The organism is Mojavia sp., from assembly GCF_059505145.1.
Genome location: NZ_JCACKA010000083.1, coordinates 47,508 through 69,914 on the forward strand (window position 1 = coordinate 47,508; position 22,407 = coordinate 69,914).

The window sequence follows — 22,407 nt, forward strand, 5'->3', positions numbered from 1 at the left end:
TTAATATTAAATTTGCCAAAAGTTAATTAGCAAATTGTTGATATTAAGCCTTCATAAAGGCAAGTATTTTTGGCAGAGATATAGCTAGAAGCTTGCTGTGTATGCGTCATAAAGCTTTATTTTAACAATGAATGACTGCATAGATTTAAATTTGAAAATATCGTAATTCAATTTAAACCATCTTTATTTTTTAGCTATTATATAAAATCTGTTTTCTTTGCTATTAGATTTAATATCAATTAGCTACCAGAAAAACCTTAAACTTTCAGGCGGCTTCACAACAAGGGCAATCCTCTACTTTAGCTAACAGTATTTTGTGACATCCTCACCACATTCATCTGCTAAATACATCAAACACTTAAAACGAAGACTAACGATTTGTTCATAAAGGGGGTTTAACTTGCACAAGGGCGGGATGTGAAAAAGCGTCCGTCCTAAAATTGATACAGTGCGTTCAAATGGACACTGAGAAGGAATAACTCTACACAAGAGTCTGGCAAGTTTATTATCATGTATTTCTATAGACTCAAGCTGATACCGGATTTGGTTTAATAAGCTGTTATTTAATTGAGCTTGATTTGATAAATTCATAAATTCACTCTCCTTAAATCAATCTGCTACTCCTTTAGAATTACAACTATTGATAGAGATAAACATCGTAGAATTACGAAATTATTTTTTTGTTTTTTAAAAATTCATTAAAAACTCAGTAAATTTGCTGAGAAAGTACAACAAGTGGCTTTGTTGCGGCTAACAACAATCAGAAGCAGCCGCCAGTGTATTTGCTCCTGCGTGATTGCTACCTTGACATCTGTGCTTAGTGCGTTTGAGTAGGAGCAATAGCTGCGCCAACGTTAAAGGCGACACTGTGGTAGTTTTTCTGCGCGAATGCTTTATTATGGTTGATTGCCCGGACATCGTATAACACCATTGTCACACCAGCAACTCAACCTGTTTACAAACAATACAATTGCGAACACCCACAACATCAAGGCAGAAATGCTGGTGATGAGTGCTGATGCCTTGCTAGAGTGGAAATCCCAAATTCTTAGCTATCAGCAACAAGTAAGGCAAAGTAAACCACCACAGTAGACTGCGTTATTCGACCTCACCCCCAACCACTGCGATCCAGAGACAATTGACCCAGTGACGCTACAGCTTGTACCAATGTCATTCTATCGAGTACCAGATGATAGTCCTGGTGAGGCGTGTTTGTATTTCATTATTGATTCGGCTGCTGGACTGATTTTGTATGTGGGGGAAACTTGCAAAAGTAACAAGCGGTGGAAAGGTATTGATGATTACAAGGATTACATTGCTAGCTACCAAGACCTGCATCATCGGTACGGGATGAATACAGCAGTAAACGCAGCGTTTTGGTAGGATGCTCCGGTTGACCGACGCTCACGGCAGGAGTTGGAGTTGAGTCTGATTTTGAAGTGGCGTAGTCCGTTTAACAAGGAAAACTGGGATCTGTGAAACCCTTTAAGTAGAGGTAAAGGATATAGTTTAACTTGGATAATAACGCTTCTATATCAATGCTGAATGAGGTCTTTTCGATAGAAAAAATTTATGCCCGAAGATATTACTATGTGTCCTGGACACAACTGCCCGATACAGCAAAATTGCTACCGTTTTACGGCCCAGATTCTGGGTCGTCAAGATTTTTTTGTAGAAGCACCGTATAGTTTTAGTGATAATTACTGTGGATATTTTATTAGTAACCGCCCAGATGAAAACAAAATTCGGATGAAAGCTTACCGTATTTGGCAGTTAATGGGCTATCCAGATGGACAGGCTTTAGATCATTGGCTTCAAGCTGAGAAAAAATTGATAGAGTAAAACCTCAATTGTCTTCGGTCATTTAATTCCTGAATTTAACCGTTATTCATAAGATGTTTAGTAACAAGTATTTGTCTATAGCAATCCTAAATAGCTTGTTAACATTTATCCATAAATAAAGACCTTATTGAAGGAAAAAACTTGATGATTAACAGCAAATTCAAACAAGAACCAGCACCAGCAACATGAAGCTACTGTGGAAGTTCAGCCTATAATAAGAGTCCGTCCGCAGCGACCTTGATTTCCATCTCAATTTCGTGATTTTTATGCATGAAAGGAGTAATTGAATGGATACCCTCACGGACTATTTGACTCCCATGTGGCTCAACGATGTACTGAGAAGCCGAGGATACTTACGGCGTGGATATGTTGAGTCACTCCAGATCGTTCAAATGATGCACACACCACCCTCACAGTTAGTACAGTTCAGCGTTGCCTATTCTCCTGATACAGTTAGCACAGCCCCATCCAACTTTTTCCTGAAAATCCCTCGTCCGGCAATGCTTGAGACAGCACAGCGAGAAGCGCATTTTTACAATACTATCGCCCCGTTACTGCCAAAAAATCTACTCCTTCCCTGGTATTGTGTCGATGTGACCATTGCCCAAACTCCGGCACTGCTGCTTGGTGATGTCTCAACCACGCATATGGTCTGGCATGACCAGATCTCATCGTTGCCAGTTCTGGAATCGATGAGCGCCACACTTGCACAGCTTCACGCCTGGGCATGGGAACGCACCGATATAGAAGAATATATCGGTGAGTCATCCCAAATGACGCTGGCATCAATGTTCGTACAGGCACAAGCGCGTTATCAAGAATTGGTAGATTCGCTGGGTGACACGTTGAATACCGAACAAAGACTAATCTTGGAGGCGTATATTCGTCATGCACCCAAGTTATTTCAAACTCGCCTGCAACAAAAAAACGGCCTCACCTTATGCCACCCCGATAACCATCCCGAAAACTTTCTCTTGCCTCGGTTCGACCAACATGAGGTGTACCTGATCGATTGGCAGGTCTATCGCTGGTGGTGGGGCGGGGTAGATTTAGCCGCGTTGCTGACGCGCTCCGTTTGTTCGGCACTACAGCCGCAGCGTTATGCCTTGCTGCGCCGCTACCATACGGCTCTTCAGATGGCTGGGGTCACGAACTACCCTTGGGAAGCTTGTTGGTATGACTATCAACTAGGAGTTATTGATACTGTACGCGTCGTTCTGAGTATGCGTCAGCGACCACAATCAGCTTTGCGTGTACTCCTTGGGTTAGTTCAAGAGTGGCACTCCTGTCGCTGTTGGGAACTATGCTCTTAGCTAACTCAGGAACAAATTTAGGACAGTGTGAGTAGACGGGCAAGAAGTAGGGATATGAAGAGAGAGGATTAAAAGTTGTTGATTTTTCCGTGTAGCGAGACTTAGGCAAAAATCACCGATAAAATAGCCTCAAACCTATATTCCAAGGTACTTTGACCATTTTTTGAATTCAAAAAATGGTCAGGTGTCAAAATTGTAAACGTATCAATTGGTAGTATTTTCAGAGGTTGTTTGAAAAGTTTTTAGCTGTGATTTTAGACACTTATTGATCCCCCCTACCCCCCTTTTTAAGGGGGGAAATACAATCAAAGTCCCCCTTTTTAAAGGGGGATTTAGGGGGATCTAAAACGTTTTGCTACCAACGACAGGACTTTTAAAACATCCTCTCATCGTGCTTTGGACTATTGACTGAGAATAAAATCCAAATATAGGAGCATAATTATGAATCCGACAAATCCTCCTAAAAACGTTATTAATTGTTTGCAGACTATCTTGGATGCCATTGCTGTAGGAAATTACGAACTTTTTCTTACAGTTGGTGATTCAGATTACAAAGCAGGTATTACCTTAGATATGTTTAACTCAGTTAGCTCCCAGCTAGCTCCACGCATGTCTGTTGGTTATACAATTACTTACTTGGGTCATCTTAAACAACAATATCAGACCTACCTGTGGAAGCTGAGTTTTGTAGATGGCAAAGATGAATTTCTGGCACGTATGGCTATGAATAGGGATAAAGTCGCTGGCATTTTGATTACATGACATTTCCAAACGCTCATCAGTAGCATAATTACTGCGGTAGCTGACCCTTTTTACTCCTATTTATCCCAGAGGATGAGGAAGAGATTAACCCACAAGTAGCATAATTACTGCGGTAGCTGACCCTTTTTACTCCCCGCTGACTGAATCAGCAACCCATCACCAGAATCCACATTTTGGCATAACTACCGTTCGCAACCAATTCCATCTCCATCCCCATCCAATCTATGAGGGTCTGGTGGAATAACTCTAAATCTGCGGTAGGGAATATCAGAGCAATCCAAATCTGCCGAATTGGGCGGAATGCAAAAATCTGGGTAAGCCCGATCACATTGTTACGCTTGCTTACGCGTGTTGGCAGGCTGAGTATTTTTCTTACCTCGCCTAAAATCCGCTCGGCATGACTGGCTTAGATTGATTCCAAAATCCTAACTTCTTACCTTTGGCATCAACCTCAGCCTGAAAAGGCGTTGCTGAATAGAAATATGAATTAGAGCTTGTTTGAGTATTCATGCAGGTGGAGGCAACAGTCTTTAAATAAAATTTTAGACGGATTCGGACAGCAAACCTGACATATCTAATACTCGTTCTGACCAAGCACTAGCTTGCTCGGACATATTTGTGCGTTCGCTCTCATCAGACTAAAGACTATTCAACTTCAATTTCTATCCTGCTAGTTGAACTTGAATGTTAACCAATTCTTCAGCATATTCCGGTTCAATTTATGCTGCTGTCCATTTGATAAAACATATAGTTTCATCTGCCACACTTTCAACTGCTTCAGGGTAAGCAGTGTTACAAAATGTTCTCAGCCTAGCTAAATTAGAAGCTATATGTCCTAAGCGATGTGATATATTTTCACTTTGAAACCATGCTTGTTTTTCATCTAATTTCTGGTTCATATCCACCACTTAGCTCCTGAGTAATTTTTTTGACACGTTCTCTAATCGCTGGGTCTTGAATTAACATAGAGCGATAAGCCTGACAGCATGGCTACGCTTGCCGCCTGTATTTGCGGTGAAGTATTTATTAACTTTATTTACAATCTTTGGGTTAAAAACTAGAGCATCTTTTGGAGATCATCGCCTAAAACCCTTTTATTTAGACATTTATAACCAAATTGCGCGCCCTCTACCCCAATTTATGATTAGTTCTTGGGATGATTGTGGTCAGGTAGCAGGGCTATGTTGCTATCATCCCGCCTACGATGACCTCTGTTATCACCTTTTGTAAAACGCTAAAAGAAGAAGATGGGGATGAATACTGCCGCAAACGAAGTTGCCTTTGACTACATGAATACCACCCAAGCCCAGAAAGCAGAAGAGATCCCCCCAACCGCGCTCGATGAGCAGTATGATACTGCCGCTATAATGGGCGGACTCTACGGCGACGGGATAATTGGGTTGAAAGGTGCGTTCGAGCCGACGTGGGCAGATCGCCTGGGTGAGGATATTGAGGTTCTCTTGTGTGAATCGCTCACGCGTGCTGGTGGAGCGGTGGGGCGTGGGCCTAAGCGATATTACGTAGAGATTCACCCGGAAAGAATCAGGGGGTTTCTCGATCTCGTAACACATCCTTGGGTAGTGGCAGTCTCAAAAGCTGTTCTTGGTGAGAACTACAAAATCGTTGAGATTGGGTTTGACGTGCCTCTTCCTGGTTCCATGAATCAGCCCTGGCATCGTGACTTTCCCGCACCTGATGTCACCTTAACGGGACGGAGGCTAAACTCGCTCGCCTTCAATTTGACAACCGTGGACGTTGAAGAGGATATGGGGCCTTTCGAGATAGCATCCGGCACCCAGTGGGATCGGCCAATCGGCTTCCAACACGAAATGTTTCCGCCTAAATCTCTCTACTGCCGATACCAGGAGCGCGCTGTGAGGAAAATGCCCAAGCGTGGAGATATATCTGTGCGGTCAGCATTGACGATTCATCGGGGTACTGCTAACCAATCCCAAAAATCGCGCCCGGTGCTAGTACTCGGCGTCGATGCTCCAGATGCTAAGAACGCCCAGCGGCACGATCTCCAGTTTACTCATGCTTACTACGAGACTATCCCTGCACAGCACCGAAAGCACTTCGCCTGCCGAATCGTTGACGAACTAGAACCTATCGTACAAGCGCATACCATTGAGGGTCTCGTCATGGGGGAGGCTTAACATTACCCCAGTTCAGGTTAAAACACATGCTTATGAAAATTTCCAAAGTGCGATCGCATTGCTGCACTGGCGATCACGTACTTGCAGGCTGAGTAGAATGGCACTAAGAAAAGCAGGGGGATCTGGGGAGGCTGGGGAAGCTGGGGGAGAAAATGGTAATTTTAGTAACTCTTACTACCACGACTCCTTAAATATACTTCTTTCTTTGTCTCCCCCAGCACCCCCTACTTCCTCCGCTCAAGAACAGCTTGCCTCAACAAATAACTAAACTTAGCGCCATTCCAGGCTGAGTATTCTTTATTTTCGGCTGGAAATCGCCGCCAAAATTCCGAATTGCCAGCAAGCTCGACTGTATCTTTCATCAAAGGCGATATTCACAGACAGAACCAGACATGGCACAGATTAACGGCACAATTATGCAATATTTCCACTGGTACATCCCTAATGATGGTAACTTGTGGAGCAAAGTTGAGGTAAAAGCCGCAGAACTAGCAGATGCAGGTTTTACAGCCATCTGGCTACCACCAGCTTATAAAGGATTTGCTGGTGCATCTGATGTGGGATATGGTGTTTACGACTTATTTGATTTAGGTGAATTTGAGCAAAAAGGCTCAGTTCGCACAAAGTACGGTACACGTCAGCAATATCTTGATGCGGTTAAATCTCTTCAAACACATGGGCTGCAAGTTTATGCGGATGCTGTGTTAAATCATAAGATGGGTGGTGATCTAATAGAAACACCAAAAGCAACGCCTTTTTCTCAAGATAATCGCCTCAATCCTAAAGGTGGGTTGCAAGAAATTAAGACCTACTCTCATTATAATTTCCCTGGAAGACAAGGCAAATACTCTAACTTTGAGTGGCATTGGTGGCATTTTGATGCTGTTGATTATAACGAATATAACAGTGGCGATCGCGACACGATTTATCTGCTAGAAGAGAAAATATTTGATGACTACGTAGCTTTAGAAAAGGGCAACTTTGCGTACTTGATGGGTTGCGATATTGATTTTCAAAATGATTGGGTACGTGGTGAAATCACTCACTGGGGTAAATGGTATCTTGACACTACAAATGTCAATGGTTTTCGCTTGGATGCCATCAAACATATTTCTTCTTGGTTCTTTCCGCAATGGATAGATGAACTAGAACGCCATGCCAGAAAAGATTTATTTGTTGTCGGGGAATATTGGTATAACGATATAAATGCCCTGCTTTGGTATGTTGATTCTGTTCGTGGCAAGATGTCAGTTTTTGATGTACCACTACATTACAATTTTCATCAAGCCAGTAAATCACAAGGCAATTATGATATGCGCCGGATTTTAGATGGCACAATGATGCAACAACGTCCTACCCATGCTGTAACCTTTGTCGAGAATCATGACTCTCAACCTTTACAAGCATTGGAATCTGTAGTTGAGCCTTGGTTTAAACCCCTAGCATACGCCATTATTTTGCTACGACAAGAAGGTTATCCTTGTGTCTTTCATGCTGATTACTACGGTGCAGAATATGAAGACTGGGGTAAAGATGGCAATCGCTACAAAATTTTTATGCCCTCTCACCGTTGGATTATTGATCAGTTACTTTATGCACGTCAGCATTATGCTTATGGCCCACAATACAACTATTTCGACCATTGGAACACTATTGGCTGGACACGTTTAGGTGATGAAGATCATCCCAAAGCAATGGCTGTAATTCTCAGTGATGGCCCAGAAGGTTATAAATGGATGGAAGTTGGTAAACCCAATACTAAATTTATTGATTTAACAGAACACATCAAAGAACCTGTATACACCAATGAGTGGGGTTGGGGCAATTTTCGTTGCTTAGGCGGTTCAGTATCAGTTTGGGTTCAAGAAGAAATTTAACCCATAACTTGTGAAAATTTAGATTAGATGCCAAATTGCCAAAATGCTTATGAGATAGAGCAAGCTGCGAAGAAGTAAGTAGCTGGAGTCTAGTTAATGCCACCTTAACACTGAGAAGAATGCAAGCCGCAGCTGTTCCGGGAGATCCAAGAAATAAAATGCCTAACGTCGATGCACGACCGAAGCTCGTTTGCACCAAGATATCTTGGCTCTGGCAACAATATTGTTAATACGGTTGGGCATTTTATTATTGGCAAGTGCCTCCAATGCTGGGCGCATTTCTAACCTTGGTTGATTGCGCTTGGCTCCATGTAGATCAGTTCCCAAATGTGGCCATCTAAGTCAGCAAATCCATGTCCATACATAAAACCATGATCTTGTGGTTCATTATAGGTTGTTCCACGAGCGGTAACTGCCTGGCGAACCATTTCATCGACTTGTTCTCGGCTATCACAAGACAAACACACAAGCACTTCTGTACTTTTTGTAGCATCACAAATTTCTTTGGGAGTAAAAGTTTTAAACTTCTCATGCGTCAGGAGCATGACGAAAATGTTTTCAGACACAATCATGCAAGTGGCAGTTTCGTCAGTGAATTGAGAATTAAACTCAAAACCGAGTTGAGTAAAGAACTCGATCGATTGATTGAGGTTTTTGACTGGCAGATTGACGAAAATTTGAGTACTCATGGATTTTTCTTGTAAATTATTTTACAGTGATAAGCCAGCGAAAATGCGCTGAAGTTTGATTCTAGGGAAGATGCCCGTAAGCACCTCCCGGCAAATCAAGCAGTCTTCTGGCAATTGACCATCCACGGAATGCCGAATTGATCGACCAACATTCCAAAGCGAACAGACCAAAAAGTTTGATCAATTGCCATCTTCACTTTTCCTTTTTCTGCTAGGGCATGAAAGATGCGTTCTGCCTCTGCTGGCTCATCAACGCTGATTTGTACGTAAAAGCCTTGAGGTGTTTCAAAGTACCCAGGCGGACTGTCAGACCCCATCAAGAGGTGATCGCCTAGATCGAGGCAGACGTGCATGATTTTGTCATGCCATTGGGCTGGGATATGTTCTACTGTGGGGGCATCAGAGTGAGTGAGCATCATGACAATTTTGCCGCCTAGACATTGTTCATAGAATTTGAACGCCACTTCACAATTGCCGTTGAACATGAGATAAGAATTGATTTTCATGGTGTGCTGTTTTGATTGAGTTAATCCAACTATGGGTTGAGCGTGAATGCAGCTTGAGAGGTATGTGGATCGAATGGAACAGAGATATGTTCGTGTAGGATCTGCCATTCGCCTTGATTGCGCTGGCAGACAGCAGTGATCCGCATCCATGTCTGCATTGCCGGATGGTCTACTTCCATTGCTGTAAAGTGTGAAAGCCAGCGGGCAACCGCCAAATCGTCATTAACTGTGATATTGAGGTCTCGTGTTTCTATCTCAAAGGAGTCCGGGAAATAAGGCAAACACCCTGACCACATTTGGCGTAACGCTTCTTTCCCATCTATTTGGAATGGGGGTTTTATATCAAAGATAATAATCTCGGTAGCATAGTGAGATAGGATTCGAGCGACATCCTTAGCGCAAATTGCCTCTTGTTGATCGGTAATCAGTTGGCGAATCTGAGCTTCGTTGGTTGTGATCGTACTTTTTGTCATTTAAGTATCTCCTTTTGATTTCAGGTTGAGCGCAGGCCCTAATGCTCAGGCAAACCTGCGATTTCAATTACAGGGCGAATTTCAACGGTGCCGACTTGTGCTGCTGGAATCTCGGCCGCAATCACCATCGCTGCATCAAGGTCTTGGGCATCGATGAGAAAAAATCCGCCCAATTGTTCTCGTGTTTCTGCAAACGGCCCGTCGGTCACAAGCGGTTTGCCATCACGCACCCGAACACTAGTTGCCGTTGCGACAGGGTGGAGCGGGGCAGTGGCTAGATATTGTCCTTTTGAATTGAGTTGCTGCGCTAGCTGCGCAGATTTCAGATAACACTCTTCCCGCTCGGTTTCGCTCAGGGCATTTTCTTCCAAGTAAATCAGCAGCACATATTTCATTGGTTTACCTCCGTTGTTTCCCTTTGTGAGTAAGTCGAACGGCAATTGCTCAAATCGACACCTCTCCAAAAAATTTTTTATCATTTAGATACAATCGAGCTTTACCTGTGTTGTTTTCCTTTGCGAGTAAGTCGAACAGCAATTGCTCAAATCGACACCTCGCCAAAAAATTTGTGTCAGCTATGGCCTCAAATGCACAATCAGATGTAACCCAAGCGATCGCCTCCATTTATCGTGCCGAGTGGGGTCGGATTATCGCCACGCTCATCCGGCTGGTTGGGGATTTCGATGTGGCTGAAGAGGCGGCGCAGGAAGCCTTTAGTGTCGCCCTGAATCAGTGGCAATCCAAGGGTATTCCCGATCTCCCCTGTGCGTGGATTATCAAAACAGCTCGATACAAAGCTATTGATCGCCTCCGCCGCCGGACACGCCTGAAGGAAAAACTCTCATGGTATGCTGCATCTGGGTTAATCCCAACTAGCGAGGAGCCAACCTACGACACCGATGAAATTTCAGATGATCGGCTAAGACTGATCTTCACTTGCTGCCACCCAGCGCTGGCAATCGAGGCTCAGGTTGCTCTAACGCTACGGATGCTAGGCGGGCTTGAGACCGACGAGATCGCACGGGCGTTTCTCGTACCCACAGCGACAATGGCACAGCGGCTTGTGCGCGCCAAGCGCAAGATCCGTGATGCGGGTATTCCCTACAGAGTGCCAGACACAACCGAACTATCGGCGCGGATAGAAGCAGTGCTGACAGTAATCTATCTCATTTTTAATGAAGGGTATGCAGCGACAAAGGGAGAGGCAATGGTGAAAGCCGACCTCTGTACAGAAGCCATCCGCCTGGGTCGCCTCGTGAGGACATTGATGACACCACAGCCACCAGCAGAAGTGACTGCACTGGTGGCGCTGATGTTACTGCACGACTCACGGCGTGATGCCCGTCTTGATGAGGCTGGTGATATTGTCCTACTCGAAGATCAAGATCGTCGTCGCTGGAATCAGCAGCAAATCGATGAGGCGCTGCCGTTAGTCGAGGAAGCGCTGCGGGGCGAGATTAATTCGTTTGCACTGCAAGCAGCGATCGCGGCACTACATTGTCAGGCGGCACGGGCACAAGAAACGGACTGGTTGCAGATTGTCCGCCTCTATGATTTGCTCGAACGCTTGCAGCCCTCACCGATCGTGTCGTTGAACCGGGCGGTAGCAATCTCAATGGTAGACAGCCCTCAGACAGCACTAGGACTCATGGATGAACTTGCTTTGCAACTTGATGGCTACCATCTATTTCACGCCGCGCGTGCCGAGCTACTGCGCCGCATCGCAGCCTTTCAAGAAGCTGCACAAAGCTACGCACGAGCGCTCGTGTTGGTGACTAATGATAGCGAACGCCGTTTTCTAGAGCGTCGACTGCGCGAAGTTCAGCCTTGAGGTCTAGCATCGCCGCACGCGCTTCACCATTTTCACCATTATTGATTACCCACATCAAATAATTTTCTGCCAGTCGCTTTTGAGAATGCCATAGTCAACAATATCTACGTATTCACCCAATTTCAATCTGTGCTGACGGCGACAATCCTCGTAAACCATACCAATTTTTTGCATAACTTTTCCTGATGCCGGGTTACGGGAAAAGTGTCCAGAATGAATGCGGTGGAGTCCTAATACCTCAAAACCATATCGCAATATTTCTTTTGCTGCTTCTGTACAGTAGCCTTGCCCCCAATTCGGCATGATTATGCTCTTGATTGATTTCTAAGCCGATCGCACCACACCTTAAATACTCTATCTACCTGCAATCTGCTGTAACATATTGAACATTTATTATACATTTATTATTAATATCTGGCAGTGGAAAATAAATTTATCTAGCATTGCTATTATTATTTAATATGTTGATAGCAATTTTTAAACTATACTTCATCCGGTTAAAAGCTTCTGCCAATACCCCTATTTCATCTTTGTCTTGTTTATCAAAATTGGCATTCATATCACCGATGCTCACTCTTTCTGCAACATGAGCAATTCTTTTAATACGCTGTAGCACCATCTTTCTCAACAACAAATTAATTAAAATAACAATTGCTATAAAAATAATCCCTAAAATTCCTAAGATTAGGTAAAAAGAATTTTGAGCAGTTTTAAAAACTTCCTCAGCCGGAACATAAACAATTTGAGTAGCAACAATTTTATTAAGCTTCCACCCAAAACCATGTTCTTTCCCATAGGTTAGTAATTGACTTGTAGGAGCCTCTTCAGGATTGCTGTGACAACGCAGGCAACTTTGTTCTTGAACTCTAAAAGGTCGAGCAGTATAAAAAAATTTATCTTCAAATAAATTTCGGAAACCAGATAGACTTGTTAAGTCTGGTTGTTGATGAAATTTTTTAACAATATCGGCTTCAAATTCGTCAGCCATATCCCGCATATTTGTTGGGTTTGGCGCAGCATCTTTGTAGATAAAATTGCTAAAATTTTGGTTTTTACGTAAAATTTCAAACGTTTCTCTAACAGAAAATGTTGGTATGGCTTCTGGGACAAATTTTTCTTGACTGTCCACTATTGGTAACAAAAATGGTTGTACGCGGTCATTAGTATATTGTCTAAGCGAATTTGCAATTTGCATGGCAATTAGCGCTTGAGAAGACACCTCTTGTTCTGCTTTTTGTTCTAGAACGTTTGATAAAGCAACACCACTAACAAAAATACCACAGAGAAAAGCTGTCATTACAATTAAATTGACTTTTGTTACAATTTTCATGACTATTTTTATGTAATTAACTTCAATATACTCACTTACGATATCTTCCTACATCTTAATTATATTCGCTACCTATTCTATGAATGAACCAAGACAATTTGTTTATAATTAATATTCAATCAAACCAAAAAGCTATTTAAAAGAAACAAATCCACTTGTGGCTCATAATTTATTATTTTTGATTTTAAACTAATAGTTACCTCTAAAAAAGTAGTTTTTATTCTGAATTTTCATCAATCTCAGGTATGATATTGTATAGAAGCCATTTGACATCTTTATAAAACTGAATTAAGGTACATCCAACCCTTTAATCCATTCACCGTGACATATTCCAGCAGCCTCAATGATGCAGAATGGGAAATAGTTGAACCTCTGTTGCTCCAACTATTACCTCGGAAGAAACGGACACGACCTGCTAATTGGACAAAACGAGAGCTCCAAGGGTGGCATCCTCTATCAACTCAAGAATGATTGCAATAGGTTCTATAATGCGATAGATCATTGTAAATGGCGATCGCACTTGACCAATTTTATTCCCCGCTTCCTGAATCAGTAGCCCATCACCGAAAACCTTATTTTGGCATAATCACCGTTCGCAACCTATTCCATCCCCATCCCTATCAAACCCGTGAGGATCTGGTGGAATAACCCTAAATCTGCGGTAAGGAATATCAGAGCAATCCAAATCTGCCGAATTGGGCGGAATGCAAATATCTGGGTAAGCCCCGTCGCACTGTTGCGCTTGCTTACGCGTGTTGGCAGGCTGAGTATTTTTCTTACCTCGCCTAAAATCCGCTCGGCATGACTGGCTTAGATTGATTCCAAAATCCTAACTTCTTACCTTTGGCATCAGCTTCAGCCTGAAGAAACTGGTCTTTGGTACTGTCGCATCCTTTGAGATACTGCCGATAAACTACAGCCTGCCCTTCTTGCACCATAGCAAGGTTCACCGAGCGATTATCCCTGTTTTGTCACTCTAGGCAGAGGAAAAGTAGAAATCGGGGTGAGTCAGGAAAATAAAAATTGAACTGGTGAGGTTATAAATAATAGATTGAAGTTTAGAAAAACCACTAGACAATTGAGGAATAGGAAAAACTGTTAACAGGGGTATATCAGGTTAAATAAAGTAAAAGGTTGAAGTATTTTAAAGCTAAGGTGGAAGTTGTTTCGCACTTTTCACGATCTAAGCGCAGAATATCCGGTTTCTGGGAGGGTGTGAGCTTGTTCATGAGCCTGGGAACATCACTTTTCAAGATAGTATTATCCCCACCCAGGACTAAAGTAAACTCGTTTTAATAAAAAACTACGAGTCTCTTGAGAATTATGACCAAGCTCATCTTGATTACGGGCGTAAGCAAAGGTCTAGGTTATGCTATGACCGAGGGTTTTATCGGGCAGGGGCATACGGTGATTGGTTGTGCTCGTTCATCGCAGGCTATTGAGGAAATGAAAAAGAAGTTTAGTGCGCCCAATGATTTCACAACTGTAGACGTAGCGAATGAACATTTAGTAGAAAAATGGGCAGAACACGTACTGAACAAATATGCGCCGCCAGATATAGTCATTAATAATGCAGCAATTACGAACTACCCAGCACCATTATGGCAGGTTCCCTCAGATGAGTTTTCCCAGTTGATTGATATCAACATTAAAGGAGTAGTAAATATAATTCGCCACTTTGTACCAGCAATGGTGAAAAACAAACGAGGTATTATTGTGAACTTCAGTTCCGGCTGGGGACGTTCTACTTCACCCGAAGTTGCACCATACTGTGCTTCTAAGTGGGCAATAGAAGGATTAACTCGTTCTTTGGCACAAGAATTGCCAAGTGGTATGGCAGCAATTCCGCTGAATCCAGGCATTATTCATACAGATATGCTTTCTATTAGCTTTGGAGAAGCAGCGGCTAATTATACACCTGTGTCCGATTGGGTATTGAAAGCTGTTCCATTTATTCTCAAGTTGAAACCCAAAGATAACGGTATTCCCTTGACTATTCCTGGATAAGAGTTGTTGTTTTGAAGGAACATTATTTCTGGATTCAATAAGTTAACTTGCCTCTGCTCAATCTTTTAATGAGCTATAGCAATCCGATTTGATTCCTAAATGTACTTGCGTGGGTAGGGAGCAGGGAACAGGAAAAAGGGATAGATGTTTACCTAGCTCCGCAAAAATCAAATAGGAGTCCTATGGCATTTTATTTCTTGGATTTCCTTATAACTACTAAACTGTTTTTTCTTGATATTTATTCATAAATATTATTAAGTATTTTTACTTATAACTTTATCTAGTATAGTTTTATTCCTTTGGTAGAAGCCAAACTAATCAAAATATTTTTATATTAAGAATCAAGCAAAATTTTTTGGATATACGAAGTGAAAGTTTGCCTTTGGTAACCAATTATGCAATTTCCAAATTAATGCCTTAGCTGGACAGTAACCAAATTTGCTTGATATGTAAATAGCAATTTTCGATAACAGATGCAATATTAATTGTATAGATTAATCGGGGTAAGAGCTATGAAAATCTTTGTTATGGCTATCTAGCTAGAGATTTGAAATAGGTGAAAATCAACTTCAATAGCTATGACAACAGAAGTAGGGTTTGAAGTGAGAAAAAATAAAATTTCATCTGAGAAAAATTATCTTCATACAAAGAGGTTTTATGAAGTTATTAGATATTAATAATGGGGGAGTTGCATTATCAGTTGAAAGTAATGACAAGAATGCTTTTGACTCGAAAGAAATATCACATCCACGTCCACAGTTACAGCGATCACCTTGGCAAAGCCTAAATGGTTTGTGGAAGTTTGCATTTGATGACGAAGGAAAATGTGTTCAACCTAGTGATCTAAAGCAATGGACTCATCTGATAGAAGTTCCGTTTGCTCCTGAATCAAATAAAAGTGGGATAGGTGACAGGAATTTTCATCCGAACTGTTGGTACGAACGAGAGTTTGCAACACCAGAAGGCGATGGGAGATTGCTGTTACACTTTGGTGCGGTGGACTACTGTGCTCGTGTGTGGGTTAACGATCAATACATAGCTGAACATGAAGGCGGACACACCAATTTTTCACTCGATATTACCCACGTCTTGAATGACAGTGGCACAACAAAGGTAACACTGTGGGCGCAAGATGATCCCCAAGACCTCGCCAAACCTCGCGGTAAGCAAGATTGGCAACTGAAAGAGCATAGTATCTGGTATCCTCGCACTAGCGGTATTTGGCAGACAGTCTGGGTTGAGCGAGTAGGTAAAACTTATCTAGGGCATCTGTGTTGGAATTGCGACTTTGAACGATGGGAGGTTGGTTTTGAAGGGGCGCTGGCGGGTGATGTGCCTGTTTGTGGCATCCAAATAAAGATGAAATTGAGCATTGGCAGTACTGTATTGGTGAATGATACATACGAGGTGTTCAATGGAGAAATTAACCGCCGCATTGCTCTTGGCGATCCTGGGATTGACGACTACCGTAATGAATTATTGTGGAGTCCAGAAAAGCCAACGCTAATTGATGCTGAAATTCAATTGTGGAGCAATGAGCAGCTACTGGATGAAGTAAAATCTTACACCGCAATGCGAACCGTGAGCATACAGCGCGATCGCTTTATGCTCAATGGTCGTCCCTATTACTTACGCCTTGTTCTCGATCAAGGTTACTGGCCAGATACGCTGATGACTCCACCCAGCGATGAAGCTTTGCGACGTGATGTAGAACTGATTAAAGCAATGGGTTTCAACGGAGTACGTAAACACCAAAAAATTGAAGACCCTCGGTTTTTATATTGGGCAGACGTTTTAGGTTTATTGGTATGGGAGGAAATGCCCAGCGCCTATCGCTTTACCAGGAAAGCCGTAGAACGAATGACGCGGGAGTGGACCCAAGTCATCAAGCGAGATTCAAGCCATCCATGTATTGTTGCTTGGGTGCCTTTTAATGAATCTTGGGGAGTGCCGAATTTAGTCGAGACAGCAGCTCACCGCAACTATGTTGTAGCAATGTATCACTTAACGAAAACCCTTGACCCAACTCGTCCAGTGATTAGTAACGATGGCTGGGAAAGTACGGATACAGACATCCTTGCAATTCATGACTATGATACCAAGCCACAGCAATTAGTTCGTCGTTATGGCCCAGAGGTGAAGCTGTCGGATATGCTAAATCATAAGCGCCCCGGAGGACGTATCCTCACACTCGACAACTATCCGCATCAAGGGCAACCAGTTATGCTAACAGAGTTTGGTGGTATTGCTTATGCCCCCGATAGCAAGCTAGATGCTGTTGCAGCTTGGGGATATGAGCGCTGTTCGAGTATTTCCGAGTTAGAAATGAAATACACTGCCCTACTAGAAACCGTCAATAATATTGAACTGTTCAGTGGATTCTGTTACACACAATTTAGCGATACTTTCCAAGAAGCTAACGGTTTGTTGTACAGCGATCGCACCCCGAAATTTCCTCTTGAAGCAATCCGGGCTGCAACCCTCTCAGACGGGGGATTCTGCACTCCCAGTAGATGTTGAAGTTTGGGAAATCGCGGCCTCCTCTAGGGATTAGGGAGCGAATGGCACGCTTGTGCCATTCGGTTTGAATTGGTTGAGCAATGCAAGTAGGACTTACGCACTCAAGCCTGAAACCCCGATCCCCCCTAGCCCCCCTTAAAAAGGGGGGAACGTCTAAAGCCCCCTTTCTAAGGGGGTTGGGGGATCTGAGTGCGTAAGTTCTGGCAAGATAAATATCTTGCAATACCAATTTATGCTGTTGTATGAAATTAGAAGCTGCCATCAGCAGCACGAAAGATGTGTAAAGTAAATCGATAAAACGATTGAGGTAACTCTCGTCAGTTTGATGGATGTTCGAGAATGCTTAACCGAGTGAGATTGTTAATTTGAAAGCTTTAATTGAAAAGTTGTAGAGCATGTATGACACAAATGCCAATCGTTCGCCAGATACTATCAGAGCCGGATGCCGGATTGTTACCATATCTGAGTCAGCAACTGCAAACGCATAGGTTTTCTCACTTTAAAGCCCAGTTTGGTTTTCATGTAGACGAGTATTGTACTCAAGTTATCTCGAATGATGATTTAGTAGAAATACAAACAACACTTTTATTGACTCTCAACTTCTCGATTGTTGTAGATAGTCAAACGCCTTCGGATGAAGTGACGCTACACGCTCTTGAGTTTCAAGAATTGCTTGATGCACAAATTATCCTTTGGAGCCAAGAAAACTCACAATTGCTCGAACCAATTTCCGAAATCAAAGGCACACTCAGCCAGTTGTCAGAAATACCGTACCACGGTGGCTATCTTCCAGGTTTTGAAATTAGAAGCCAGTTCAGGCTAACTTACAGTGCTGGCGCTGTACAACCCCTTCAGGCAGATGATCAACGCTCCAAAGCGTTGTATAGTCCAGGCTCACGCACTCCCGTTAGCGGACAGTACGAACTAATCAATCCTGATGGAGAAAGTACAGGGCTAGAGGTAACATCAACCGAAGGACATCCGTTTCCACCAACGCGGGAAAGGGATCAATCATATAAATTAGTTGATGCCACAAAGCATAAAGCGTGATAGATAATAGAATTTTTGGAGGAAGGCAGGACGAGACACCAGTTTTTAGTACTTTGGTTTATGCTATTGGATGTTCACTGTATGGAAAGGTCAAAAATACAGTACCTCGGTTTTGGGGCGAGATTTTTGAAAAGGTTTCTCGTGTTCTCTGATAATATTGGCAGTTTCTATCAATCAATAATTGATTTTCCGGTAAGCGTTAGTTTTGATAATGTTGGTAGACTAGCAATCTCAAAAGCTAAACCTGTGCAAGCCAAGCCAAAAATTTGGAAAAATTCAACATATATTGAGCTTTTAAGTTGAAAATTGGATGACGAATTGACACTCCCACTGCTTCAAGCAGTGGGATTCTTGTTTCATCCAGTCAACTTACTTAGAGGAGTTTCCTCACCTAAGCAGAGGTTGTTCTGTCCACAAGCTTTAGATTCCGTATGCCCTACGGTACTTTTTAATCCCTTCGCCAGTATTTGTTTAGCTGCATTGTGGTCACGATGCATCACTGTTCCGCAAGAATGGCATTTGTGGGTACGAGTGGACAAAGATTTTTTAACTCGTGTCCCACAAACAGAACAATCTTGTGATGTGTAATGAGGTGCAACTGCTATTGCCCACGTATCAAAAATTTTGGCATAGTAGTCTACCCAATCAGTGATTCCCGCATTATTCGCGTCCCCACCCCTGAAGGACGTAACAACCTGAAAATCCAAAAAATTTTCAGGCTGTTACTGATGGGCTTTCTGCTTCAATACTTGTAAAAACTTACGTAGTCCCTAAATCAGGAATAGCTAATAATACTGCCCCTGGTTAAAGTCGCGTTTCCAAATGGCATTCTCAAGAGCTTCAGCCTGTGCTTTGGCTCGTTAGTACATCACAATTTGTCAATTTCAAAAATCCAATAGGAGTCCTATATTTTAACTGGCTTAGGTCGAGGAAATTCAGAAGGCGGTTTAAATTTCATGACTGGTACATCCTTAAGCGCCTTCTGCATAAAATCGCGCCAGACGGGAGTAACCATACCTCCACCGGTCGCACCAGTGGCTAATTGTTTGTTATCATCTCGTCCTACCCAAATAGCAGTTGTCAACTGCGGTACAGAACCAATAAACCAAATATCCTTTTCTGAAGAAGTTGTACCCGTTTTACCTGCAACTGGCCTATCAAGTGCAGCACCTTTGCCAGTACCATCAGTAACTACCGATTGCATCACATCTACCAATGCGGCTGATGCCCAAGGGTCAAGAACTAGCTGAGGTTTAGGAGTATTGTCTAACAAGACATTACCACTACTATCAGTAACACGGACAATAGCCGTTGGAGGTGATTGCCAGCCATAATTAGCAAAGGTGGCATAAGCACTAGCCATTTCCAGTGGTGTCACACCAATTGCGCCTAATGGTAAAGAACTGACGGCAACCATTGGACTGTTAATTCCCAAGGTATGGCAGGTGTCGATGACTGTATTCATTCCCACAGCTTTGCCAATCTTGACCGCAGGCACATTACGAGACAATGCTAAGGCAGTACGAATCGGCATTGCTCCCATAAAGCCACCATCGTAGTTGCGTGGATAGTACCAACCATCACCATCTCTGTAGCTAACTGGAGCATCGATTACCGTTGTATTGGGTGTAAACTTACCACTAGCAAAGGCAGTGTAGTAAACAAATGGCTTAAAAGCAGAACCAGGTTGACGCTGCGCTTGAGTTGCGCGGTTAAATTCACTTTTTTTTGAATCTATACCACCGACTAAGGCTTTGATAAAGTGGGTGCGGGGATCAATAGCTACTAAAGCCATTTGATTTTTATTTAACCCCCGACCTTCGAGGGTTTTATGCCACTGCTTAATAGTTTCTTCTGCCATTAGTTGGAAGTTGGCATCTACCGTAGTTTGTACCCGCATTCCACCTTTGAGTAATGCATCACGCCCAAACTTTTTAATTATTTCCTGGGCTACGGTATTGGTTACATAAGGCAGGGCACTACCTTGAAATGACTTGATTTGACCAAGAGTGATTTCTTGCTGGAGAGCTTCATTATATTCTTGCTGGCTAATCCATTTCAGATCCAGCATCCGCCCCAGCACTTCTTTTTGTTGTTGTTTTGCCAGTTTCATGTTCACAAACGGGCTATATTCCTCTGGTGCTTGAATTAAACCCGCCATCATTGCAGATTCGCCCAGAGTCAAATTTGCTGCTGATTTGTCAAAGTAAGTTCGGGCTGCGGTTTGTACACCATAGTTATTGTGACCCCAGTACACTTGATTGAGGTACATTTCTAAAATCTGGTCTTTATCAAGAATTTGCTCTAACCGAATTGCCAGTACCCCTTCTGCTATTTTTCGAGTAAAAGCACGCTTTTTAGATAGAAATATATTTTTCACCAACTGCATGGTGATTGTAGAACCCCCCTCCCGGACACTACCTGCTGTCCAGTTGACTAATGCAGCACGTCCAACAGCGGCGGGATTAATACCGTGGTGGTTGTAAAAGTGGCTATCTTCACTTGCTAATACTGCTCGTTTTAAATTCGGGGAAATTTGATCTAGCGGTACAATCTTTCTGTTGGCTTCTCCATGTATACCTGCTAAAAGTTTACCTTTAATGTCATAGATATAAGTTGTTTCTTCTGGGAGGAAGTTTCTTAGTTGTCTAACATCTGGCAAATTACGAAAAGTAACCGCTAAACCAAACAGTCCTCCAGCAAGAACAGAACTTGCCAGCATAGTAATTGATAACAGAGTCACACCAGCGACTTGACTTACTTGTTTCAAAAACTCGAAATTAGATGCAGACTGTGTTTCTGACTGCTGCTCTACAAAAGTATTTGACGAAGACACGGCATTTGTACCCCCGCACTATAAATTAAATTAAAATTTATTCCAGAAAATTTAGTTAGATAGCTTTTGGCATCTATTATTCTGATAGTTGCAAATTTGAATAACGTGAATAAATTGTCCGTCAGTATCAAATAATCTAACTTTGTGTAGAGTTTAATGGAGAAATAATCACAAATCTTCTACTCAAAGACAGAAATGTGTAGCGTGGATCTGGGTTGTGACGGCTCGTATCTTTTTTCAGGGCTAGTGCCTCAGCTTTTCTATCTTCAAATTATGTTGCAATCTCTTAACTATTTGTTAAATTACGTAATATACAGTCATAACTGTTACAATGCAATACATTGGAGTTTTACTCATGACAGGTTTTAAAAAATCTACACTTGCTGTTTTAGATTTGGATGACCGCAATGCTGTGCGTCCTGGGTTCACTCCTCAAAGTGAAAATTGGAACGGTCGTCTTGCGATGATTGGTTTTTTATCTGTTGTTTTGATTGAAGTGTTTTCTGGTCAAGGCTTCCTCCATTTCTGGGGACTGCTTTAAATTGATGTAGGCTTTTTATCTTCCATTAATAATGCTCGGTTCCAGCATACTGAGCATTAGCCTGTTCCCCCTGGTTTTGCTTTATCGGTGGATTTAGTAGATGCGATCGCTTCTGGCGATCAGTCAAGTTATCAATTGGTACTACCTTTATTATCGGAACTTGGCGGGGTGGTGGCTGTCCGCTCTCCGGCAGTAGGAGAAGATTCTGCTAGTGCCAGTTTTGCAGGTCAACATTTAACTTGTTTAAATGTGCGATCTGACAGCCAATTACTCACAGCTATTGGGGAAGTTTGGGCATCTGGACGCAGTGAATCAGCTTTGGCTTACCGTCAACGTTTAGGCATTTCTGAACCGCCCCAAGTCGCGGTTGTTGTCCAGCAATTAGTTCACCCTGATTGTGCAGGGGTGATGTTCACTCGCAATCCTGTGACCAATGCTGATGAAATAGTCATCAAGGCTGCCTGGGGATTAGGGGAAGTGATCGTCGCAGGATTAATTACACCCGATCGCTACCGCTTAAATCGTAATGGTCAAGTGTTAGAACAAATGCCAGGTGGAAGAATTAAACCAAAAACAATCATGGACTGAACGGGCATTACTACTAACAATCGGTCTAGGAGCGATGCTAGCACCCTTAAACTCGACCATGATTGCGGTAGCTTTACCTCGTTTAA

27 protein-coding genes and 2 pseudogenes are annotated in these 22,407 nt (G+C 42.7%); 16 read left to right on the top strand and 13 right to left on the bottom strand.

The genetic code is table 11. The features are described from left to right. Nucleotides 1–303: 303 nt before the first annotated feature. Entirely contained in the window at nucleotides 304–591 is a 288-nt protein-coding gene (locus tag AC5JL8_RS24475) for a Mo-dependent nitrogenase C-terminal domain-containing protein (protein WP_495882274.1), read from the bottom strand. A gap of 339 nt (nucleotides 592–930) precedes the next feature. Between AC5JL8_RS24475 and AC5JL8_RS24480 the strand changes: the two genes are divergently transcribed. The 5 genes from AC5JL8_RS24480 (at nucleotide 931) to AC5JL8_RS24500 (ending at nucleotide 3,917) form a co-directional block, all read left to right on the top strand. After that, nucleotides 931–1,092 carry a hypothetical protein gene (locus AC5JL8_RS24480; RefSeq protein WP_495882275.1) on the top strand — a complete coding sequence of 54 codons (162 nt, stop codon included), beginning with the start codon at nucleotides 931–933 and terminating at the stop codon, nucleotides 1,090–1,092. A 75-nt stretch (nucleotides 1,093–1,167) separates the two neighbouring features. Further along, nucleotides 1,168–1,383, top strand: a complete 216-nt coding sequence (locus AC5JL8_RS24485) for a hypothetical protein (RefSeq protein ID WP_495882276.1) — start codon at nucleotides 1,168–1,170, stop codon at nucleotides 1,381–1,383. A gap of 189 nt (nucleotides 1,384–1,572) precedes the next feature. Further along, nucleotides 1,573–1,842, top strand: a complete 270-nt coding sequence (locus AC5JL8_RS24490) for a DUF2934 domain-containing protein (protein ID WP_495882277.1) — start codon at nucleotides 1,573–1,575, stop codon at nucleotides 1,840–1,842. Between the two features lie 500 nt (nucleotides 1,843–2,342). Beyond that, nucleotides 2,343–3,155, top strand: a complete 813-nt coding sequence (locus AC5JL8_RS24495; RefSeq protein ID WP_495882302.1) for a phosphotransferase — start codon at nucleotides 2,343–2,345, stop codon at nucleotides 3,153–3,155. Nucleotides 3,156–3,596: 441 nt separating this feature from the next. After that, a complete protein-coding gene (locus AC5JL8_RS24500; protein ID WP_495882278.1) occupies nucleotides 3,597–3,917 on the top strand; it encodes a hypothetical protein in 321 nt (106 codons plus the stop codon). Between the two features lie 182 nt (nucleotides 3,918–4,099). On the opposite strand, the gene AC5JL8_RS24505 is transcribed toward AC5JL8_RS24500, so the two are convergent. Next, nucleotides 4,100–4,198, bottom strand: a complete 99-nt coding sequence (locus AC5JL8_RS24505; RefSeq protein WP_495882279.1) for an excalibur calcium-binding domain-containing protein — start codon at nucleotides 4,196–4,198, stop codon at nucleotides 4,100–4,102. Nucleotides 4,199–4,636: 438 nt separating this feature from the next. Then, entirely contained in the window at nucleotides 4,637–4,816 is a 180-nt protein-coding gene (locus AC5JL8_RS24510) for a hypothetical protein (protein WP_495882280.1), read from the bottom strand. A 354-nt stretch (nucleotides 4,817–5,170) separates the two neighbouring features. On the opposite strand from AC5JL8_RS24510, the gene AC5JL8_RS24515 reads away from it, so the two are divergent. The 3 genes from AC5JL8_RS24515 (at nucleotide 5,171) to AC5JL8_RS24525 (ending at nucleotide 7,950) form a co-directional block, all read left to right on the top strand. After that, nucleotides 5,171–6,073 carry a phytanoyl-CoA dioxygenase family protein gene (locus tag AC5JL8_RS24515; RefSeq protein WP_495882281.1) on the top strand — a complete coding sequence of 301 codons (903 nt, stop codon included), beginning with the start codon at nucleotides 5,171–5,173 and terminating at the stop codon, nucleotides 6,071–6,073. A gap of 97 nt (nucleotides 6,074–6,170) precedes the next feature. Beyond that, nucleotides 6,171–6,341 (top strand): hypothetical protein, encoded by a 171-nt coding sequence (locus AC5JL8_RS24520; protein WP_495882282.1) that lies wholly within the window; start codon nucleotides 6,171–6,173, stop codon nucleotides 6,339–6,341. A 124-nt stretch (nucleotides 6,342–6,465) separates the two neighbouring features. After that, nucleotides 6,466–7,950, top strand: coding sequence for an alpha-amylase (locus AC5JL8_RS24525; protein WP_495882283.1), 1,485 nt, complete (start codon nucleotides 6,466–6,468; stop codon nucleotides 7,948–7,950). Between the two features lie 281 nt (nucleotides 7,951–8,231). On the opposite strand, the gene AC5JL8_RS24530 is transcribed toward AC5JL8_RS24525, so the two are convergent. From AC5JL8_RS24530 to AC5JL8_RS24545, 4 genes are all read right to left on the bottom strand, one after another. Beyond that, on the bottom strand, nucleotides 8,232–8,639 hold the full coding sequence (locus AC5JL8_RS24530; protein ID WP_495882284.1) for a VOC family protein: 408 nt from the start codon (nucleotides 8,637–8,639) through the stop codon (nucleotides 8,232–8,234). Between the two features lie 95 nt (nucleotides 8,640–8,734). After that, on the bottom strand, nucleotides 8,735–9,145 hold the full coding sequence (locus AC5JL8_RS24535; RefSeq protein ID WP_495882285.1) for a VOC family protein: 411 nt from the start codon (nucleotides 9,143–9,145) through the stop codon (nucleotides 8,735–8,737). Nucleotides 9,146–9,174: 29 nt separating this feature from the next. Next, nucleotides 9,175–9,618 carry a YybH family protein gene (locus tag AC5JL8_RS24540; RefSeq protein WP_495882286.1) on the bottom strand — a complete coding sequence of 148 codons (444 nt, stop codon included), beginning with the start codon at nucleotides 9,616–9,618 and terminating at the stop codon, nucleotides 9,175–9,177. A gap of 38 nt (nucleotides 9,619–9,656) precedes the next feature. Beyond that, complete coding sequence (locus tag AC5JL8_RS24545; protein ID WP_495882287.1) at nucleotides 9,657–10,013, bottom strand: YciI family protein; 357 nt, start codon at nucleotides 10,011–10,013, stop codon at nucleotides 9,657–9,659. A 182-nt stretch (nucleotides 10,014–10,195) separates the two neighbouring features. On the opposite strand from AC5JL8_RS24545, the pseudogene AC5JL8_RS24550 reads away from it, so the two are divergent. Together AC5JL8_RS24550 and AC5JL8_RS24555 are read left to right on the top strand one after the other, a co-directional pair. Beyond that, nucleotides 10,196–10,384: pseudogene (locus AC5JL8_RS24550) on the top strand (RNA polymerase subunit sigma-24); the annotation flags it as partial. A 222-nt stretch (nucleotides 10,385–10,606) separates the two neighbouring features. Continuing rightward, nucleotides 10,607–11,449 carry an RNA polymerase sigma factor gene (locus tag AC5JL8_RS24555; protein WP_495882303.1) on the top strand — a complete coding sequence of 281 codons (843 nt, stop codon included), beginning with the start codon at nucleotides 10,607–10,609 and terminating at the stop codon, nucleotides 11,447–11,449. Between the two features lie 54 nt (nucleotides 11,450–11,503). Here AC5JL8_RS24555 and AC5JL8_RS24560 read toward each other — a convergent pair whose 3' ends face one another. Next, entirely contained in the window at nucleotides 11,504–11,752 is a 249-nt protein-coding gene (locus AC5JL8_RS24560; RefSeq protein WP_495882288.1) for a GNAT family N-acetyltransferase, read from the bottom strand. Nucleotides 11,753–11,882: 130 nt separating this feature from the next. Beyond that, nucleotides 11,883–12,779: a c-type heme family protein gene (locus AC5JL8_RS24565; protein ID WP_495882289.1), complete on the bottom strand. Its 897-nt coding sequence runs from the start codon at nucleotides 12,777–12,779 to the stop codon at nucleotides 11,883–11,885. Between the two features lie 507 nt (nucleotides 12,780–13,286). On the opposite strand from AC5JL8_RS24565, the gene AC5JL8_RS24570 reads away from it, so the two are divergent. After that, nucleotides 13,287–13,427 (top strand): hypothetical protein, encoded by a 141-nt coding sequence (locus AC5JL8_RS24570; RefSeq protein WP_495882290.1) that lies wholly within the window; start codon nucleotides 13,287–13,289, stop codon nucleotides 13,425–13,427. 137 nt (nucleotides 13,428–13,564) lie between these two features. On the opposite strand, the gene AC5JL8_RS24575 is transcribed toward AC5JL8_RS24570, so the two are convergent. After that, the gene (locus tag AC5JL8_RS24575) at nucleotides 13,565–13,729 is read right to left on the bottom strand and encodes a thermonuclease family protein (RefSeq protein WP_495882291.1); all 165 of its coding nucleotides are present in this window, start codon (nucleotides 13,727–13,729) and stop codon (nucleotides 13,565–13,567) included. A gap of 26 nt (nucleotides 13,730–13,755) precedes the next feature. After that, nucleotides 13,756–13,952 (bottom strand): annotated as a pseudogene (locus tag AC5JL8_RS24580) (IS701 family transposase); the annotation flags it as partial. A gap of 150 nt (nucleotides 13,953–14,102) precedes the next feature. Here AC5JL8_RS24580 and AC5JL8_RS24585 point away from each other — a divergent pair. The 3 genes from AC5JL8_RS24585 (at nucleotide 14,103) to AC5JL8_RS24595 (ending at nucleotide 18,356) form a co-directional block, all read left to right on the top strand. Beyond that, the gene (locus tag AC5JL8_RS24585; RefSeq protein WP_495882292.1) at nucleotides 14,103–14,786 is read left to right on the top strand and encodes an SDR family oxidoreductase; all 684 of its coding nucleotides are present in this window, start codon (nucleotides 14,103–14,105) and stop codon (nucleotides 14,784–14,786) included. Nucleotides 14,787–15,443: 657 nt separating this feature from the next. Then, the gene (locus AC5JL8_RS24590) at nucleotides 15,444–17,306 is read left to right on the top strand and encodes a glycoside hydrolase family 2 protein (protein WP_495882293.1); all 1,863 of its coding nucleotides are present in this window, start codon (nucleotides 15,444–15,446) and stop codon (nucleotides 17,304–17,306) included. A gap of 399 nt (nucleotides 17,307–17,705) precedes the next feature. Further along, nucleotides 17,706–18,356, top strand: coding sequence for a hypothetical protein (locus AC5JL8_RS24595; RefSeq protein ID WP_495882294.1), 651 nt, complete (start codon nucleotides 17,706–17,708; stop codon nucleotides 18,354–18,356). 356 nt (nucleotides 18,357–18,712) lie between these two features. Here the strand turns inward: AC5JL8_RS24595 and AC5JL8_RS24600 are convergent, their stop codons facing one another. Both AC5JL8_RS24600 and AC5JL8_RS24605 read right to left on the bottom strand, forming a co-directional pair. Beyond that, nucleotides 18,713–19,063, bottom strand: a complete 351-nt coding sequence (locus tag AC5JL8_RS24600; protein WP_495882295.1) for a zinc ribbon domain-containing protein — start codon at nucleotides 19,061–19,063, stop codon at nucleotides 18,713–18,715. Between the two features lie 197 nt (nucleotides 19,064–19,260). Next, nucleotides 19,261–21,192 carry a transglycosylase domain-containing protein gene (locus tag AC5JL8_RS24605; RefSeq protein ID WP_495882296.1) on the bottom strand — a complete coding sequence of 644 codons (1,932 nt, stop codon included), beginning with the start codon at nucleotides 21,190–21,192 and terminating at the stop codon, nucleotides 19,261–19,263. 355 nt (nucleotides 21,193–21,547) lie between these two features. Between AC5JL8_RS24605 and AC5JL8_RS24610 the strand changes: the two genes are divergently transcribed. Beyond that, nucleotides 21,548–21,733 (top strand): high light inducible protein, encoded by a 186-nt coding sequence (locus AC5JL8_RS24610; protein WP_495882297.1) that lies wholly within the window; start codon nucleotides 21,548–21,550, stop codon nucleotides 21,731–21,733. An 87-nt stretch (nucleotides 21,734–21,820) separates the two neighbouring features. After that, nucleotides 21,821–22,321 carry a PEP/pyruvate-binding domain-containing protein gene (locus AC5JL8_RS24615; RefSeq protein WP_495882298.1) on the top strand — a complete coding sequence of 167 codons (501 nt, stop codon included), beginning with the start codon at nucleotides 21,821–21,823 and terminating at the stop codon, nucleotides 22,319–22,321. Nucleotides 22,322–22,407: the final 86 nt, after the last annotated feature.

Bases quoted from the DNA above. Each gene is read 5' to 3' on its own strand.
- AC5JL8_RS24510 (WP_495882280.1), bottom strand. From the start codon at position 4,816: ATGAACCAGAAATTAGATGAAAAACAAGCATGGTTTCAAAGTGAAAAT.
- AC5JL8_RS24595 (WP_495882294.1), top strand. From the start codon at position 17,706: ATGACACAAATGCCAATCGTTCGCCAGATACTATCAGAGCCGGATGCC.
- AC5JL8_RS24530 (WP_495882284.1), bottom strand. From the start codon at position 8,639: ATGAGTACTCAAATTTTCGTCAATCTGCCAGTCAAAAACCTCAATCAA.
- AC5JL8_RS24535 (WP_495882285.1), bottom strand. From the start codon at position 9,145: ATGAAAATCAATTCTTATCTCATGTTCAACGGCAATTGTGAAGTGGCG.
- AC5JL8_RS24475 (WP_495882274.1), bottom strand. From the start codon at position 591: ATGAATTTATCAAATCAAGCTCAATTAAATAACAGCTTATTAAACCAA.
- AC5JL8_RS24520 (WP_495882282.1), top strand. From the start codon at position 6,171: ATGGCACTAAGAAAAGCAGGGGGATCTGGGGAGGCTGGGGAAGCTGGG.
- AC5JL8_RS24545 (WP_495882287.1), bottom strand. From the start codon at position 10,013: ATGAAATATGTGCTGCTGATTTACTTGGAAGAAAATGCCCTGAGCGAA.
- AC5JL8_RS24590 (WP_495882293.1), top strand. From the start codon at position 15,444: ATGAAGTTATTAGATATTAATAATGGGGGAGTTGCATTATCAGTTGAA.
- AC5JL8_RS24490 (WP_495882277.1), top strand. From the start codon at position 1,573: ATGCCCGAAGATATTACTATGTGTCCTGGACACAACTGCCCGATACAG.
- AC5JL8_RS24515 (WP_495882281.1), top strand. From the start codon at position 5,171: ATGAATACTGCCGCAAACGAAGTTGCCTTTGACTACATGAATACCACC.
- AC5JL8_RS24485 (WP_495882276.1), top strand. From the start codon at position 1,168: ATGTCATTCTATCGAGTACCAGATGATAGTCCTGGTGAGGCGTGTTTG.
- AC5JL8_RS24540 (WP_495882286.1), bottom strand. From the start codon at position 9,618: ATGACAAAAAGTACGATCACAACCAACGAAGCTCAGATTCGCCAACTG.
- AC5JL8_RS24570 (WP_495882290.1), top strand. From the start codon at position 13,287: ATGGCGATCGCACTTGACCAATTTTATTCCCCGCTTCCTGAATCAGTA.
- AC5JL8_RS24500 (WP_495882278.1), top strand. From the start codon at position 3,597: ATGAATCCGACAAATCCTCCTAAAAACGTTATTAATTGTTTGCAGACT.
- AC5JL8_RS24565 (WP_495882289.1), bottom strand. From the start codon at position 12,779: ATGAAAATTGTAACAAAAGTCAATTTAATTGTAATGACAGCTTTTCTC.
- AC5JL8_RS24495 (WP_495882302.1), top strand. From the start codon at position 2,343: ATGCTTGAGACAGCACAGCGAGAAGCGCATTTTTACAATACTATCGCC.
- AC5JL8_RS24560 (WP_495882288.1), bottom strand. From the start codon at position 11,752: ATGCCGAATTGGGGGCAAGGCTACTGTACAGAAGCAGCAAAAGAAATA.
- AC5JL8_RS24525 (WP_495882283.1), top strand. From the start codon at position 6,466: ATGGCACAGATTAACGGCACAATTATGCAATATTTCCACTGGTACATC.
- AC5JL8_RS24555 (WP_495882303.1), top strand. From the start codon at position 10,607: ATGCTAGGCGGGCTTGAGACCGACGAGATCGCACGGGCGTTTCTCGTA.
- AC5JL8_RS24610 (WP_495882297.1), top strand. From the start codon at position 21,548: ATGACAGGTTTTAAAAAATCTACACTTGCTGTTTTAGATTTGGATGAC.
- AC5JL8_RS24585 (WP_495882292.1), top strand. From the start codon at position 14,103: ATGACCAAGCTCATCTTGATTACGGGCGTAAGCAAAGGTCTAGGTTAT.